This window comes from Nakamurella sp., from assembly GCF_044224575.1.
GTDB lineage: Bacteria > Actinomycetota > Actinomycetes > Mycobacteriales > Nakamurellaceae > Nakamurella.
The window spans coordinates 30,860-44,291 of the sequence record NZ_JBGAKE010000007.1; the positions used below are offsets into that span (position 1 = coordinate 30,860).

16 protein-coding genes and 1 tRNA gene are annotated in these 13,432 nt (G+C 68.3%); 9 read left to right on the top strand and 8 right to left on the bottom strand.

Translation table 11 applies throughout. From position 1 onward, the window contains the following. Nucleotides 1-138: 138 nt before the first annotated feature. Both ACILSK_RS09640 and ACILSK_RS09645 read left to right on the top strand, forming a co-directional pair. Nucleotides 139-1,665 carry a catalase gene (locus ACILSK_RS09640; RefSeq protein WP_395726939.1) on the top strand — a complete coding sequence of 509 codons (1,527 nt, stop codon included), beginning with the start codon at nucleotides 139-141 and terminating at the stop codon, nucleotides 1,663-1,665. 74 nt (nucleotides 1,666-1,739) lie between these two features. Then, the gene (locus tag ACILSK_RS09645) at nucleotides 1,740-2,624 is read left to right on the top strand and encodes an SCO6745 family protein (protein WP_395726940.1); all 885 of its coding nucleotides are present in this window, start codon (nucleotides 1,740-1,742) and stop codon (nucleotides 2,622-2,624) included. A gap of 58 nt (nucleotides 2,625-2,682) precedes the next feature. On the opposite strand, the gene ACILSK_RS09650 is transcribed toward ACILSK_RS09645, so the two are convergent. Next, a complete protein-coding gene (locus tag ACILSK_RS09650; protein ID WP_395726941.1) occupies nucleotides 2,683-3,078 on the bottom strand; it encodes an SHOCT domain-containing protein in 396 nt (131 codons plus the stop codon). Between the two features lie 151 nt (nucleotides 3,079-3,229). Beyond that, entirely contained in the window at nucleotides 3,230-3,637 is a 408-nt protein-coding gene (locus tag ACILSK_RS09655) for a hypothetical protein (protein WP_395726942.1), read from the bottom strand. A gap of 180 nt (nucleotides 3,638-3,817) precedes the next feature. On the opposite strand from ACILSK_RS09655, the gene ACILSK_RS09660 reads away from it, so the two are divergent. From ACILSK_RS09660 to ACILSK_RS09670, 3 genes are read left to right on the top strand one after another with little or no spacing between them, the layout of a single operon-like run. Next, a complete protein-coding gene (locus ACILSK_RS09660; RefSeq protein ID WP_395726943.1) occupies nucleotides 3,818-4,156 on the top strand; it encodes an ArsR/SmtB family transcription factor in 339 nt (112 codons plus the stop codon). Between the two features lies 1 nt (nucleotide 4,157). Further along, nucleotides 4,158-4,805, top strand: coding sequence for a dihydrofolate reductase family protein (locus tag ACILSK_RS09665; RefSeq protein ID WP_395726944.1), 648 nt, complete (start codon nucleotides 4,158-4,160; stop codon nucleotides 4,803-4,805). A gap of 10 nt (nucleotides 4,806-4,815) precedes the next feature. Continuing rightward, nucleotides 4,816-5,322: an SRPBCC domain-containing protein gene (locus tag ACILSK_RS09670; RefSeq protein WP_395726945.1), complete on the top strand. Its 507-nt coding sequence runs from the start codon at nucleotides 4,816-4,818 to the stop codon at nucleotides 5,320-5,322. A 21-nt stretch (nucleotides 5,323-5,343) separates the two neighbouring features. On the opposite strand, the gene ACILSK_RS09675 is transcribed toward ACILSK_RS09670, so the two are convergent. After that, nucleotides 5,344-5,937, bottom strand: a complete 594-nt coding sequence (locus ACILSK_RS09675; protein ID WP_395726946.1) for a helix-turn-helix domain-containing protein — start codon at nucleotides 5,935-5,937, stop codon at nucleotides 5,344-5,346. Between the two features lie 107 nt (nucleotides 5,938-6,044). On the opposite strand from ACILSK_RS09675, the gene ACILSK_RS09680 reads away from it, so the two are divergent. The 4 genes from ACILSK_RS09680 to ACILSK_RS09695 all read left to right on the top strand — a co-directional run bounded on the left by ACILSK_RS09680 (nucleotide 6,045) and on the right by ACILSK_RS09695 (nucleotide 9,071). Then, the gene (locus ACILSK_RS09680) at nucleotides 6,045-7,010 is read left to right on the top strand and encodes an NAD(P)/FAD-dependent oxidoreductase (protein ID WP_395726947.1); all 966 of its coding nucleotides are present in this window, start codon (nucleotides 6,045-6,047) and stop codon (nucleotides 7,008-7,010) included. Continuing rightward, nucleotides 7,010-7,651, top strand: a complete 642-nt coding sequence (locus ACILSK_RS09685) for a methyltransferase domain-containing protein (protein ID WP_395726948.1) — start codon at nucleotides 7,010-7,012, stop codon at nucleotides 7,649-7,651. Before ACILSK_RS09680 ends, ACILSK_RS09685 begins: the two co-directional genes overlap by 1 nt. Nucleotides 7,652-7,837: 186 nt before the next feature. Continuing rightward, nucleotides 7,838-8,011, top strand: a complete 174-nt coding sequence (locus ACILSK_RS09690; RefSeq protein ID WP_395726949.1) for a hypothetical protein — start codon at nucleotides 7,838-7,840, stop codon at nucleotides 8,009-8,011. Between the two features lie 460 nt (nucleotides 8,012-8,471). Further along, nucleotides 8,472-9,071, top strand: coding sequence for a tyrosine-type recombinase/integrase (locus ACILSK_RS09695; RefSeq protein WP_395726950.1), 600 nt, complete (start codon nucleotides 8,472-8,474; stop codon nucleotides 9,069-9,071). 3 nt (nucleotides 9,072-9,074) lie between these two features. Here the strand turns inward: ACILSK_RS09695 and ACILSK_RS09700 are convergent, their stop codons facing one another. The 5 genes from ACILSK_RS09700 to ACILSK_RS09720 form a co-directional block, all read right to left on the bottom strand. Continuing rightward, entirely contained in the window at nucleotides 9,075-9,506 is a 432-nt protein-coding gene (locus tag ACILSK_RS09700) for a DUF6941 family protein (RefSeq protein ID WP_395726951.1), read from the bottom strand. Continuing rightward, on the bottom strand, nucleotides 9,503-9,721 hold the full coding sequence (locus ACILSK_RS09705) for a hypothetical protein (protein WP_395726952.1): 219 nt from the start codon (nucleotides 9,719-9,721) through the stop codon (nucleotides 9,503-9,505). The genes ACILSK_RS09700 and ACILSK_RS09705 overlap by 4 nt, the downstream gene beginning before the upstream one ends. 17 nt (nucleotides 9,722-9,738) lie before the next feature. After that, nucleotides 9,739-10,053: a hypothetical protein gene (locus tag ACILSK_RS09710; RefSeq protein ID WP_395726953.1), complete on the bottom strand. Its 315-nt coding sequence runs from the start codon at nucleotides 10,051-10,053 to the stop codon at nucleotides 9,739-9,741. Between the two features lie 183 nt (nucleotides 10,054-10,236). After that, nucleotides 10,237-10,313, bottom strand: a tRNA-Met gene (locus ACILSK_RS09715). A gap of 107 nt (nucleotides 10,314-10,420) precedes the next feature. Beyond that, nucleotides 10,421-13,375 (bottom strand): UPF0182 family protein, encoded by a 2,955-nt coding sequence (locus tag ACILSK_RS09720; RefSeq protein ID WP_395726954.1) that lies wholly within the window; start codon nucleotides 13,373-13,375, stop codon nucleotides 10,421-10,423. Between the last annotated feature and the right edge of the window lie 57 nt (nucleotides 13,376-13,432).

Genomic DNA, 13,432 nt, shown 5'->3' on the forward strand with positions numbered 1-13,432 from the left:
CCGGATCCGGGCGGGGCGGCCGCGCCCCGGGATCGGTGATTGCCGTCGAGTCTCCTCGGGTACCGACCTGGTGACGGACCGGCCGGGTCGGACGACCGGCCGGTTCCGACCGCCGCACGTCCGACGAGAGGGGACCGCATGACGGCGACCGAACCGCGCCATCCCACCACCACCGACGCCGGGATCCCGGTGGCCAGCGACGAGCACTCGCTGACCGTCGGACCCGACGGCCCGCTGCTGCTGCAGGACCACTACCTGCTGGAGCAGATGGCCAACTTCAACCGGGAACGCATCCCGGAGCGCCAGCCGCACGCCAAGGGCGGCGGCGCGTACGGCACGTTCGAGGTGACCCAGGACGTCAGCGCCTACACCCGCGCGGCGCTGTTCCAGCCCACCGCGCAGACCGACCTGCTGATCCGCTTCTCCACCGTCGCCGGCGAGCGCGGCTCACCCGACACCTGGCGCGATCCTCGGGGTTTCGCGATCAAGTTCTACACCTCCGATGGCAACTTCGACCTGGTCGGCAACAACACCCCGGTCTTCTTCGTCCGCGACCCGATGAAGTTCCAGCACTTCATCCGCTCGCAGAAGCGACGCGCGGGCAACAACCTGCGCGACCACGACATGCAATGGGACTTCTGGACCCTGTCCCCCGAATCGGCGCACCAGGTCACCTGGCTGATGGGCGATCGCGGCATCCCGCGCACCTGGCGACACATGAACGGCTACTCCAGCCACACCTACATGTGGATCAACGCGGCCGGGGAACGCTTCTGGGTGAAATATCACTTCAAGACCGACCAGGGCATCGAGTTCTTCACCCAGGACGAGGCCGACCAGATGGCCGCCGTCGACACCGACTACCACCAGCGCGATCTGTGGGAGCACCTGGAGGACGGCGACTTCCCGACCTGGACGCTGAAGGTGCAGATCATGCCGTTCGAGGAGGCCAAGACCTACCGGTTCAACCCGTTCGACCTGACCAAGGTCTGGCCGCACGCAGACTACCCGCTGCACGAGGTCGGCCGGATGACGTTGAACCGCAACGTCACCGACTACCACACCGAGATCGAGCAGGCCGCGTTCGAGCCGAACAACCTGGTGGCCGGCACCGGGCTGTCGCCGGACCGCATGCTGCTGGCCCGCGGTTTTTCCTACTCGGACGCCCACCGCGCCCGGCTGGGCGTCAACTACCGGCAGATCCCGGTCAACGCGCCGAAGGTGCCGGTGCACGCCTACTCCAAGGACGGGCACATGCGGATCACCAACGTCACCGACCCGGTGTACGCGCCGAACTCCTACGGTGGCCCGGCGGCCGACCCGTCGTTGACGGACGACGGCGGCACCTGGGCCTCCGACGGCGAGATGGTGCGCACCGCCTCCACCCTGCGTCCCGATGACGACGACTGGGGCCAGGCGGGCACGATGGTCCGTGACGTCCTCGACGACGCCGCCCGCGGGCGGCTGGTGGACAACATCGTCGGACACCTGCTCAACGGGGTCAGCGAACCGGTGCTGGCGCGCGCGTTCGACTACTGGCGCCACGTCGACAAGAGCCTGGGCGACCGGGTCGAGCAGGGGGTGCGGGCCCAGCAGGGCGAGAAGGACCCGAAGGCGGCGAAGCAGGCCAACCCAGCGCGGGAGTCCATGCAGGCCAAGGCCTGACCGGCGGGTCCGGCCGGTCCACGGGTGGCCGACCGGACCGCGACGGCCGGGTCGGACGGGTGTGAGATGGGTTCATGACGACCCCGGACATCGCTCGGCACCTGTGGAGTCGCTACGAGCGCATCCACGCAGTCACCTACTTCGCCGCCGAGGCCGCGGACGCCGCGGCCGAGGCCGGCTACCGCGGGTTCTGGATGGGGTACTTCGCCCAGCGCGCGGCGCCGCTCGGCGCGGTCGGCCCGGCGGTGGTGACGTCCTGCTTCTTCGGGTTTCACCCCAGCCGGGTCGACCGGGCACTGCCCGACGCGTGGACCTTCGCCGGGCCCGAGCAGGCCCTGCACGCCCGCCTGGCCGGCGTCGACCGCACACTGCGGCGTTTGTGGGGAGCAGAGTTGATCGGGTCAACGATCGTCGCGCAGGCCGCGGATCTGCTGTGGTCCGCCGCCGGCGCGGCGGACCCGGCCGGGCGGGTGCTGGGCGCGGCCAATCAGGCGCTGCCCCGCCCGGAATTGCCGCACCTGGCGCTGTGGCAGGCGACCGCGACGCTGCGGGAGCATCGTGGCGACGGCCATGTGGCGGTCCTCGTCGGCGCTGGCGTCGGTCCCCTGGAAGCCGCGCTGATCAAGATCGCCGCCGACGAGGCGGACGGCGCCGGACTGCGACGCGGTCGCGGCTGGCCGCCGGAAGACTGGGCGGCCGCCGAGGCCGCGCTGATCGACCGCGGCTGGCTCGTCACGCCCGGCGAACCCGGCGGTGGTGCGCTGACCGCCGCCGGCCGGGACGCCCACGCCGACATCGAACGGCGCACCGACGACGCCGCCGCCCCGCCCTGGGCGGCCATCGGCCCGCAGCGGACGGAGCGGGCGGCGGCGCTGCTCGACCTGCTGCTCGCACCGATCGCCACCGCCGAGGTCGTTCCGGCGGTCAACCCGATCGGAGTGCCACTCCCCCGCACCTGACAACGCAAACGGCCCGCGGGGTCCCCAACGGGGACCGCGCGGGCCGGCGATCGGAGAATCAGGCGGCGAGCGCCTTGGCCTTGAGCTTGTCGAACTCGGCCTTGTTGATCGCGCCGCTGTCCAGCAGGCTCTTGGCCGAGGCGATCTGATCGGCCGCGTTCGCTCCGGCGGACGGCCCGGCCACCGACTTGATGTACTCGGCCTGCGCCTTCTGCACTTCCTTCATCTGCTCGAGCTGACGCTCATGCATGCCCTTCCCGCGGGCGATCAGGTAGACCAGGATGCCCAACCACGGGATGAGGATCACGAAGATCACCCAGAACGTCTTGGCCCCGCCGCCCAGGTCCCGGCTCCGGAAGATGTCGCCGAAGATCCAGAACAGGCACATGATCCAGGCGAAGAACAGGAAGAACTCGAGCAGGGCGAGCAGGAACGATCCGTTGTCGTTGAACATCCGGGGGCCTTTCGGAGCAGCACTCAGGACGCCCGGTCCTGGGCGCCCCGCCAGTCTGTGGGCGCGGAATCGCTCCCGCATCCACCGATCTGGGTGAGATGGTATGTCCGGCAACCGGTGAAATGCCCCGTTCCGCCGCGCGACCCGCCGATCAGGCCTCGTGATTGCCGCCGGGCGGCGGCGCCGGCGCGTCCAGGACCGTCACCGGGATCCCGTACGGCAGGAAGCGGACCCGGCGGTTGCTGTCGGTGTTGTGCTTGTTGGCCCGCAACGCGTCGAGTTCGGTCGCATAGACCTGTTCGACCCGGGCGTCACCGTCGGCGTCCACCGTGTAGATCATCCAGACCCCCTCACCGGTGTCCCCGGTCGTTTCGGAGGTGGGCGACGGTCGGCGGCCTCGACCGAGCTCGTCGAACGTCCCCGATCCGGTCGCGCCCCCGCCGGACGCGTTGAGCATCTTCGCGAACTGGCCGAGCGCACCTCGCAACTGGTCACCGGCCCCCGGGAAGAAGCGATCGAGGTCGTCGGGATTGAAGCCGAATGGTTCGTTGCTGGCCATTGCTACCTCCTGGTGCCGGCACCTCTCCCGCACCATCTGCGGACCCATCAAGTGTGCGCCATCCGGACCGGTGGGTGACCGGCCTGCGATGGGCGAACGCCGGTGGTCGAGCGCTCGGGCGGGCACGGGGTGGCCCGATGCCCGTTGACGGATGGTCCCGGATCAGCAATAGTTAGGCATGTGCCTAACTATCACGACGAGCTCGACGCGGTCCTCCGCGCGCTCGCGGATCCGACGCGTCGGGCCGTCGTGGAACGGTTGGCCCAGTCCCCCGCCGTCGTCTCCGAGCTCGCGGCGCCGTTCACGATGGCGCTGCCATCCCTCATGCAGCACCTGCGGGTGCTGCAGAACGCGGGCCTGGTCACGTCCGAGAAGCACGGTCGCGTCCGGACCGTGAGCCTGCGACCCGGCGCCCTCGACGTGCTGCACCTCTGGCTCGGCGAGCAACGGACGCCCGCCGAACGCCAGGCCGACCGGCTCGGCATCCATCTGACCCGCACCACCAGAGAAGGACACTGACATGACCCGTGTACGCATCGACCTGAACATCTCACTGGACGGCTACGCCTCATCGGCGAACCCCTCGCCGGAGAACCCCATGGGCGAGGACTGGGGTCGCCTGGTGGCGGCCTACACCGCGACCCGCACATTCCGGCAGCGCGTCCTGGGTGACACCGGCGGCACCGGCACGACCGGCGTCGACGACACCTACGCCGCCGCGTATTTCGAGGGCGTCGGCGCCGAGATCATGGGCGCGGCGATGTTCGGCCTGCACTCGTTCCCCGACGATCCGGATTGGCAGGGCTGGTGGGGCGACGAGCCGCCGTTCCACGCCCCGGTCTACGTGTTGACGCACACGGCCCCGCGCCCATCGATCCCGATGCAGGGCGGGACCACGTTCCACTTCCGCGCCACCGGGGTCGAGGACGTGCTCGCCGAGGCGACCGCGGCCGCCGGCGGTCTGGACGTGCGGGTCGGCGGTGGCGTCGGTACCGCCCGCGCGTTCCTGCTGGCCGGCCAGGTCGACGACCTGCACGTGTCGATCGCCCCGATCCTGCTCGGCCGCGGCACCCGGCTGTGGGACGACCTGCGCGGCCTCGACCTCACCCACCAGGTGCGGTCGGAAGTCGCGGAAAGCGGCACCACCCACGTCACCTTCACCCGATAGGACGCACCCAGTGACGATCGAGCGGCGGCTTGCCCGCGCGGGTTTCACCCTGACCCGCGACTACCCCGTTCCGGCCGAGCGGGTCTGGACCGCGTTCGCCCGGGAGGACCAGAAGTTGCAGTGGTTCGGCGCCGGCGCCGTCATCGAGCCCATCGAGTGGGCGTTTGATTTCCGGGTCGGCGGACGTGACGTGGCCGAGGGAAGGTTCCACCACGGCCCGGTCTCGCGGTACGTGGCGACCTACACCGACATCGTCGAGCCCGTCCGCATCGTCACCACGTACGACATGTGGATCGACGGGACCCACATGTCGACCTCGGTGGCCTCGTTCGAGTTCGAGCCCATCGACGAGGGCACCCGGTTCACCCACATCGAGCACGGCGTCTTCTTCGACCGGTTCTGGGCCGACGGGCCGAACCGGGAGACCGGCAGTCGTGGCCTGCTCGACAGTCTCGGCGCCCACCTCGGTCGCGCCGACACCGCGCAACGGTCGGGTCAGCCCACGCAGGCCGGTTAACCCACAAGCGCTCGGCGGCTGCTATCCGGAAGGGTGTTGCTTGGGGGCGGCTCTGACGTGGGCGCGTTCGCCTTGTTTGCCGATGAGGCTGAGGAACTCGACGGGCCCTGAGCTGGTGGCGCCGAACCAGTGCGGGGTGCGGGTGTCGAACTCGGCGGCTTCGCCGGGTTCGAGGATGAGATCGTGCTCGCCGAGGACGAGTCGGAGTCTGCCGTTGAGGACGAAGGCCCAGTCGTAGCCTTCGTGGGTTCGTCGCTCGGGTTCGGCGTCGTCGCGTCCGGCGGGGAGGATGAACTTGTAGGCTTGGATGCCTCCAGCCCGCCTGGTCAGGGGCAAGATCGTGCGGCCGTCCGTGGTGGGGATCGGACGAAGGTTGATGCGTGGATCGCCGGTTGGCGGCGCGTCGACGAGCTCGTCCAGAGTGGCCCCGTACACGCGCGCCAAGGGCAGGAGCTGTTCCAGCGTGGGCCGGCGGAGGCCGGCTTCGAGCCTGGACAGTGTGCTGACCGAAATGCCCGTCTCCTCGGCAAGCTCATTGAGCGTGATGTTTCGGCGTTGACGCAGCTGTTTGAGCCTCGGGCCCACTGCGTCGAGCGTCCGGTCGGTGTCATCCATAGACCAATTTTGCCATTCGGCAACAGAGATTGCGAATTGGCTCATTGAGAGTCATTCTCAATCTGAAGGCGCGTCAACGGGCGGCCCACGAAGCTGGGAGACTCGGCATGGCAGACCAAGAAGGCCCGATCACCGATGTGGTGGTCGTGGGTGGCGGAGCAGCGGGCCTCAGTGCCGCACTCACTTTGACCCGCGCACGACGCACGGTGACCGTCATCGACACCGGTCAGCCGCGGAATGCACCTGCGCAGGCAGTGCACGGGTTGCTCGGACTGGAGGGCGTCAATCCGGCAGCGCTGTTGGCGCGAGGGCGCGAGGACGTCACCAAGTACGGCGGCGAGTTCGTCGACGGTGAGGTTGTCGACGTCGCCTGTGCGTCCTACGGATTCGCAGTCGTGCTTCGCGACGGGAGCGTGATCCAGGGCCGGCGCCTCCTCGTCGCGACCGGGCTGGTGGACGAACTGCCCGATATCCCTGGGGTTCGCGAGCAGTGGGGCCACGGAGTGCTTCACTGCCCGTACTGCCACGGGTGGGAGGTACGCGACCAGCGCATCGGAATTCTGGTGACGAACCCGATGGCGGTCCACAAGGCGTTCCTGTTCCGGCAGTGGAGCTCTCAGATTCTGCTGTTCGCCGGCGATCATGAACTCAGCGACGACGAGAGGGTCAAGCTGCAGGCACTCGACATCGCTGTCATTGATGGTGCGATCTCCAATCTGGAGATCGAGGATGATCACCTCACCGGTGTGCGACTCGACGACGGGCAGGTCGTTGCCGTCGATGCCGTCGTCGTAGCCACCCCGATGGTCGCTCGCGTCGAGCCGTTCGCCGGCATCGGTCTTGAGCCCGTACCTCATCCAGCCGGCTCCTACATCGAAACCGACAGCTTCGGGCAAACCTCCGTGCCAGGAGTCTGGGTGGCCGGCAACGCCACTGATCTCGGCGCGCAGGTCAGCGGAGCTGCGGCGGCCGGCGCCCTCGCTGCCCAGCACATCAACACCGACCTCATCAACAAAGACCTCGACCAAGCGGTCGCCGAGCTCGGCGCCGCGCACGCCGGAGGGAACATCTGATGACCCACTCATTCGACGAGGACTACTGGGACCAGATCTGGACGGGCGAGCGTGCCGTGGCCATGAGCACCGCCGAACCGAATCCCCACCTGATCAAGGAGATCGGCGGGCTAGAACCCGGAACGGCCATCGACGCGGGCTGCGGTGCTGGAGCCGAAGCGGTCTGGCTGGCCACCCAGGGATGGACGGTCACGGCGGCCGACATCGCCGCCCCCGCACTCGCCGTCGCCGAAGAACGGGCCGTCGCCGCCGCTGTGGGCGGACAGGTGGAATGGGTCCAGGCCGACCTGTCCATCTGGGAGCCGAACACTCGATTCGACCTGGTCACCACGCATTACGCACACCCAGCCATGCCGCAACTGGAGTTCTACGACCGTATCGCCTCCTGGGTCGCAGCCCACGGCACGCTGCTGATTGTCGGCCACCTGCATCACCACGGCACTGGCGACCAACCACACGAACACGAGCGGCCTCATCCGCCCGCCGAAGCATCCGCCACGGCTACTGCCATCACCGCTCGTCTCGACCCAGCCACCTGGGAGCTCGTCACCGCCGAGGAGTCGCAACGAACGATGGCCGGACCTGACGGCCGGCCGACCACCATCGCTGATGTCGTCGTGAGAGCAACCCGCCGCCCCTGAACCCACGCAACAGCGCCCGGCCCACCCGCCACGGCGCCACCGCACCCTGCCGTTTTGAAGTCCGGCCCCTCGACGAGGATTCTCTCGATGGCATACCCGCCGACGTCGCCGAACCCGCCCGCGAAGGAGTCGCCAACGCCATCGCCGCCGCCGACAACAACAACCTGAGCACACAAAGACGCACTGGTGCTCGCAGCCAAGAACTCCTTCGTCGACGGCTGGCAACACGCCATGTGGGCCGGAACCGTGGTCATGGCGATCCTGCTCGTCTATGTGCTCGTGCGCGGGCCACGGCGCGCCGCGGACGACGTCGATGAAACCAAAAGCGCGCCAGCGACTCCCGACGTGGTCACCCCATGAACCCAACCTGCCCACTACCGACGGAGCATTCGCTCACACAGCGACCGCCTACGATCACCAACGAACCAGGTCTCACGGTTGGGGCCGCGGCCTGGATCGGCGACGCCGACTCGACTCACGTGTCGGACGGATCGCCGCTCGCGTACCGCATCCGCGGCGCAGCGAGCGGGCGGGCCGGGGACCGACGCCGGCCGCCGTCGCCGCCGCCTGCGGGGTGAGCATCCATGCAGCGCGGGCGGCGCTGACCCGGTTCCGAGCCGGCCGGCGGCCCCACCGCACCCTCCCCCGGCCTGGCGCCCAAGACCGTCCACAACGTGCATCGGCTGCTGCGCCGGGCGTTCGGCGATACGGTCACCTGGCCGCACCTGGCGCAGAATCCGGCCGATCACGCGCGCCTTCCTCGGCAGGGTCGGTCGCGGCCCACCCGGCCGCAGCCCTGGACGATCGACGAACTGATCGCTTGGCTGCGGGTGACCGCGTCCGATCGGTTCGCCGCGATCTGGATGGTGGCCGCGACCACCGGTATGCGTCGCTCGGAGCTCGCCGGGTCGCCCGCGAGGACCTGGACCTCGACGAGGGAACGCTGGGGGTCGCCGCCACCCGGATTGTCGTCGACGGCCGGACGATCGATTCGGACGGCAAGACCGACAGCGGGGTGCGGACCTTGTCCCACCCGGGCACCGTCGAGCTGCTGCGCCGGTACCTGGCGGTGCTCGACGTGGAATGCGAGGCGTTCGGTTCCGGCTACCTCGGCGGCCACATCAAGCTCATGCGCTACGAGGACGGCGGGCCGGTGCGCGCCGACTCGATCACCCGCCGGTTCAACCGCCTGGTCGACAAGGCCGGCGTTCGCCGGATCCGCCTGCATGATGTCCGGCACACCGACGCCACCCTGCTGCTCGACGTGGGCGTTGCGCCCAAGATCGTCAGCGACCGGATGGGTCACGCGAACCTGAGCGTGATGTTCCAGATCTACGGCCACCGGTCGACCGGCCAGGACCGCGAGGCGGCCGACCTGGTGGGCGGCCTGATCCACCGGCAAGCCAACCAGTCACCGTGACGATCATGAATTCGGCCGGATGAGGAAGCCTGCCACGCCGATCGTTGGATTCGGCATGGTGTCGATCTTGACGCGCCACTCGTATCGATAACCTGGCGTCAACTTGAGCCCTGGTCCAAGGTTGACGACCAGGGGCATCATTTGATCGGTTCCGGGAGGCAAACCAGGTGGCCGGCCAGCCTCGATCACGCCCTCGAATCTGACCGGACCGAACCCATCGGGCCCGTCGACGTCGATCTCCTTTCCATCGCCGTCGACGAGTGATCCGGTCAGATTGAACTTCTGGTTCGCCTCGTGCCACTCGACCCAAATCATCGCGATGAGCGCCGCGGGCGGCGTGGGCGTGGAGGTGACCGTCCAGCCAATGCCGAGGGCGTGCACCTTGCCAGTGGGGTCAGCTTGAGCGGAATCGGCCAGCAGAAGGTGGATCCTCATCCGTTAGCGCGAGTCGAAACCAGTCGGCTGGACGAGACGGTCATCGTGCTGAGCGGACGGCCGCCGGTCCAGGTGTGAGGCTCCGGCGACGTCACCGTTCGGCCGCCCCCCTCGACGCGGATCCGGTGATCACGGATGATTTCCGCAGGTTGGCCGGCGGCGAACGCATCATCGAACTCGGCTTCGGACATGTCATCGAAGTCGTCTGTGTTCATAACTTGATAATCCTCCATCATCGTGAGCTTGGCATAGCTGTACGTAGACGCCAGTCGCCTTGGGAACCATGGACCGGCTGGAGAACGATCTTGATCGTGCGGCCTCGGCTTGTCTGGCCGATGACGAGGAGCCGCAGACCGTGCTCGTCGCTGTAATGCCAACGCGCACGCTCGTAGTTGTCGAGTGCCTCGCGAACCTCGTCGGGGGTAACTCCGTGCTTGCTCTGGATCTTCGTCGCGACGGCTGGGCTGATCACCAGCGCTGCGAAGTAGAACCTCCTCTGCACCCGGCACAGATTGCCAGCACCTAAGAGTTCCTGCTTGGAAGACACACGCCCACGCCCGCCCCCTTAGGGCGACGCGGCTCACCTGTTGGGCGGGCTGAGCCACAGCGAAACCACCTGTAACGAGCCCCCGCGACCGCCACCGAACCGCGTTCGGTCACAAATCTGGTCACCAACGGCACGAAAAACGGCCCTCGGACTGAGTCCGAGGGCCGTTTTGCCTGATCACATTGGTAGCGGGGGCAGGATTCGAACCTGCGACCTCTGGGTTATGAGCCCAGCGAGCTACCGAGCTGCTCCACCCCGCGTCGTTGTACATCTGAGTGTAACAACTCCGGCGACCGCCGCCAAATCGTCGGCGCCGCAACGAGTGTGACCCGCGCAACACGGCCCGGGTCACACTCGCGTCCGCCGGTTAGCCCCCGGCCGAGGTCGGTACCGGGCCGAGGCTGGCGCTGGGTATGGACGTGCCGGCCAGGGCCAGGTAGTTGCGCACGGCGTCCTCTAGCTTCTGGCTGGCCGCACCGATCTGCCCGAGGTCACCGGAGGCCTTGGCCGCTTCCAGCGCGCTGGCCGCCGCATCCATCTGGGTGAGCGCGGCCTGCTGGTCGGCCGGTGGCGGCGCCGACGACGTCGGCGGCGCGGTCGGCGTGGCGCTGGCCCCCGACGGGTCGGTCAGGATGTCGGCCCCGTCCCCGGTGACCGGCGTCTGCACCGGCGCACTCTGCGCGGCTCGGGTCAACGCCTGGGTCAGCGTGGTGCCCACCCCGACCCGGCCGGCGTACCAGACCAGGACCCGGTTCAGCTGCGGGAACGACGAGCCAGAGGTGCTCGATGTCGTCTGTCCCTGGATGTAGAAGGGTTCGACGTAGAGCAGACCGTCATTGACCGGGAGGGTCAGCAGGTTGCCCCAGATGACTCTGGACCCGCCCTGGTTGGTGGCCAGGGTGACCAGGCTGGAGATCTCCTGGGTGGTCCGGAACAGCTGTTGTACCTGTTGCGGACCGGGTGTCTGGGTGGCCGTGGGTAGTCGGAGCACGGTGAGCTTCCCGTAGTCACCCGGGTCGGATCCGGCGGACACGTAGGCGCTCATGAACTCCCGTTGGTAGCCGGTCAGCACGCTGGTCAGTTGGAACGTCGCCGCGTCCGATCCGGGCAGCTTGACCTGCAGGTAATACGGCGGCTGCGGGGCCTGCACGGTGTCGGAGACGGTCGGGTCGTTGGGCACGCGCCAGAAGCCGGAGCTCTGGAAGAAGTCGACCGGGTCGTCGACGTGGTAGCGGACCAGCAGGGACCGCTGCACCTCGAACAGGTCCTGCGGGTACCGGAAGTGGGCCCGCAGGCTGTCGCTGACCGCGGAGGCGGGCTTGACCAGGCCGGGGAACACCCCCTCCCAGGCCTTGAGCACGGGGTCCGACTCGTCGACCGCGTAGAGGGTCACCGTGCCGTCGTAGGCGTCGACGGTGGCCTTGACCGAGTTGCGGATGTAGGACACCTGCTGGCTGGTCTGGCTGGCGGCGCCGCGGGCGGCCAGCGAGTTGTTGGTCGCGTCCGACAACGTGACGTTCTGCGCGTACGGGTAGTTCGCCGCCGTGGTGTACGCGTCGACGATCCACACGATCTTCCCGTCGACGACCGCCGGGTAGGCCTTGGTGTCGGCGGTCAGGAACGGGGCAGCCAGCTTGACCCGATCAATCGGGTCGCGGTTGTAGAGGATCTTGGAGTTCGAGTTGATCTCGGTGGAGAACAGGAAGTTCTGCTCGCCGTACTCGGTGGCGAATACGGCCCGCTGGAACAGGTTGCCGACCGGCACCCCGCCGGTGCCGGTGTAGGTGTACCGGGAGCTGTCGGTGTCGTACTCACGGGCCGAGCCGCCGTCGCTGCCGACGATGGCGTAGTCCGTGACGAGCTGGCCGTAATACGTCCGCGGCTGGGCCACCGGGATCGCCGGCGCGGCCCCGCCGGCCTGCTGCCGTTGCAGCGCCGCGAGGTCGGACACCACGTAGTCCGGGTAGCCGTTGACCACGGTGTTCGCCGGCGCGGCGACGAAGCCGTCGCCGTGGGTGAACACCATGTGCTCGTTGATCCAGTTCTTCTGCGCGTCGTTGAGGCCGGCGGCGTTCAGCTCACGGACCGCGACCACGTAGTCCTGGGTCTGCCCGTTGACCGTGTACCGGTCCATCGCCAACTGGTCCGGGAAGCCGTAGAAGTTCCGCAGCTGCTGCTGCTGGGTAAATGTCGGCGAGAGCACGTTGGGGTCCAGCAGCCGGGCGTTGGGCACGGTGTCCTGGTCGGCGATGATCTCCTGCGGGTCGCCGACGAGTTGGCCCGGGTAGTCGACGTAGTTGATCTGGTCGTCCTGGATGTCGTACGCCGTGCGCGTCGCGTCGATGTTCCGGGCGATGTACTCGGGCTCCCGGTTGATGCCGTTCGGGTTGACCACGACCTGCTGCAGCACGAGCGGCCAGACGCCACCGATCAGCACGCTGGACAGCACCAGCAGCCCCAGCGCGATCGCCGGCAGCTTGACGGACCGGGTGAAGGCCCCCACCACGAAGCCGATGGCGCAGATGAGCGCGATCAGCATCAGGATGAGCTTGGCCGGCAGGACCGCGTTGATGTCCGTGTACGAGGCGCCGGTGAAGGTCGGATTCCGGTTGGAGAACAGCAGCTCGTACCGGTCGTACCAGTACTGCACCGCCTTGAGCAGCACGAACGCGGCCACCAGCAGGGACAGCTGCATGGTGGCCTGCGGGGTGACCTTGCGCCCCGGCCCGGACAGCCGGATGCCACCGAAGAGGTACTGCACCAGCGCGACCAGCACGAAGCAGACACCGATGATCACGAACAGCCAGCCCAGGACGAGCTGGATCATCGGCAGGGTGAAGACGTAGAAGCCGACGTCGTTACCGAACTGGGGATCGAGCGTGCCGAAGTTCTGGCCGTGCAGCCAGAGCTGGACGATGGTCCAGTCCGACTGGGCCGAGAGCCCGCTGATCAGACCGATCAGGATTGCGATGCCGAACGCGAACAGCTTGGGGCGCGCGGTGACGATCGCCCGGTACGGGGCGAGAGGGTCGGCCTCGTTGCTGGGCACGAACACCGGCCGGGACCGGTACGCCAGGAACAGTGCCAGGAAGACGCACGCGGCGGCGCCGACCCCGGCGACCAGGAACATGGCGATCCGGCTCAGCGCCTGGGTGGTGAACACCTCGCGGAAGCCGACCTCGCCGTACCACAACCAGTCGACGTAGATGCTGACGAATTGGAACCACAGGATCGCCAGGACGGCCAGGGTGACCAGCGCGATCAACACCCGCTTGGCGCGCTTGGACATCGTGGGCAATCCGACGGGGGGCCGCATGGCCACGGGTGAACTCCTCGGGTCGTCTTTGGTGCAGCGCGCCCGACGCCCGTCGAAGACTCG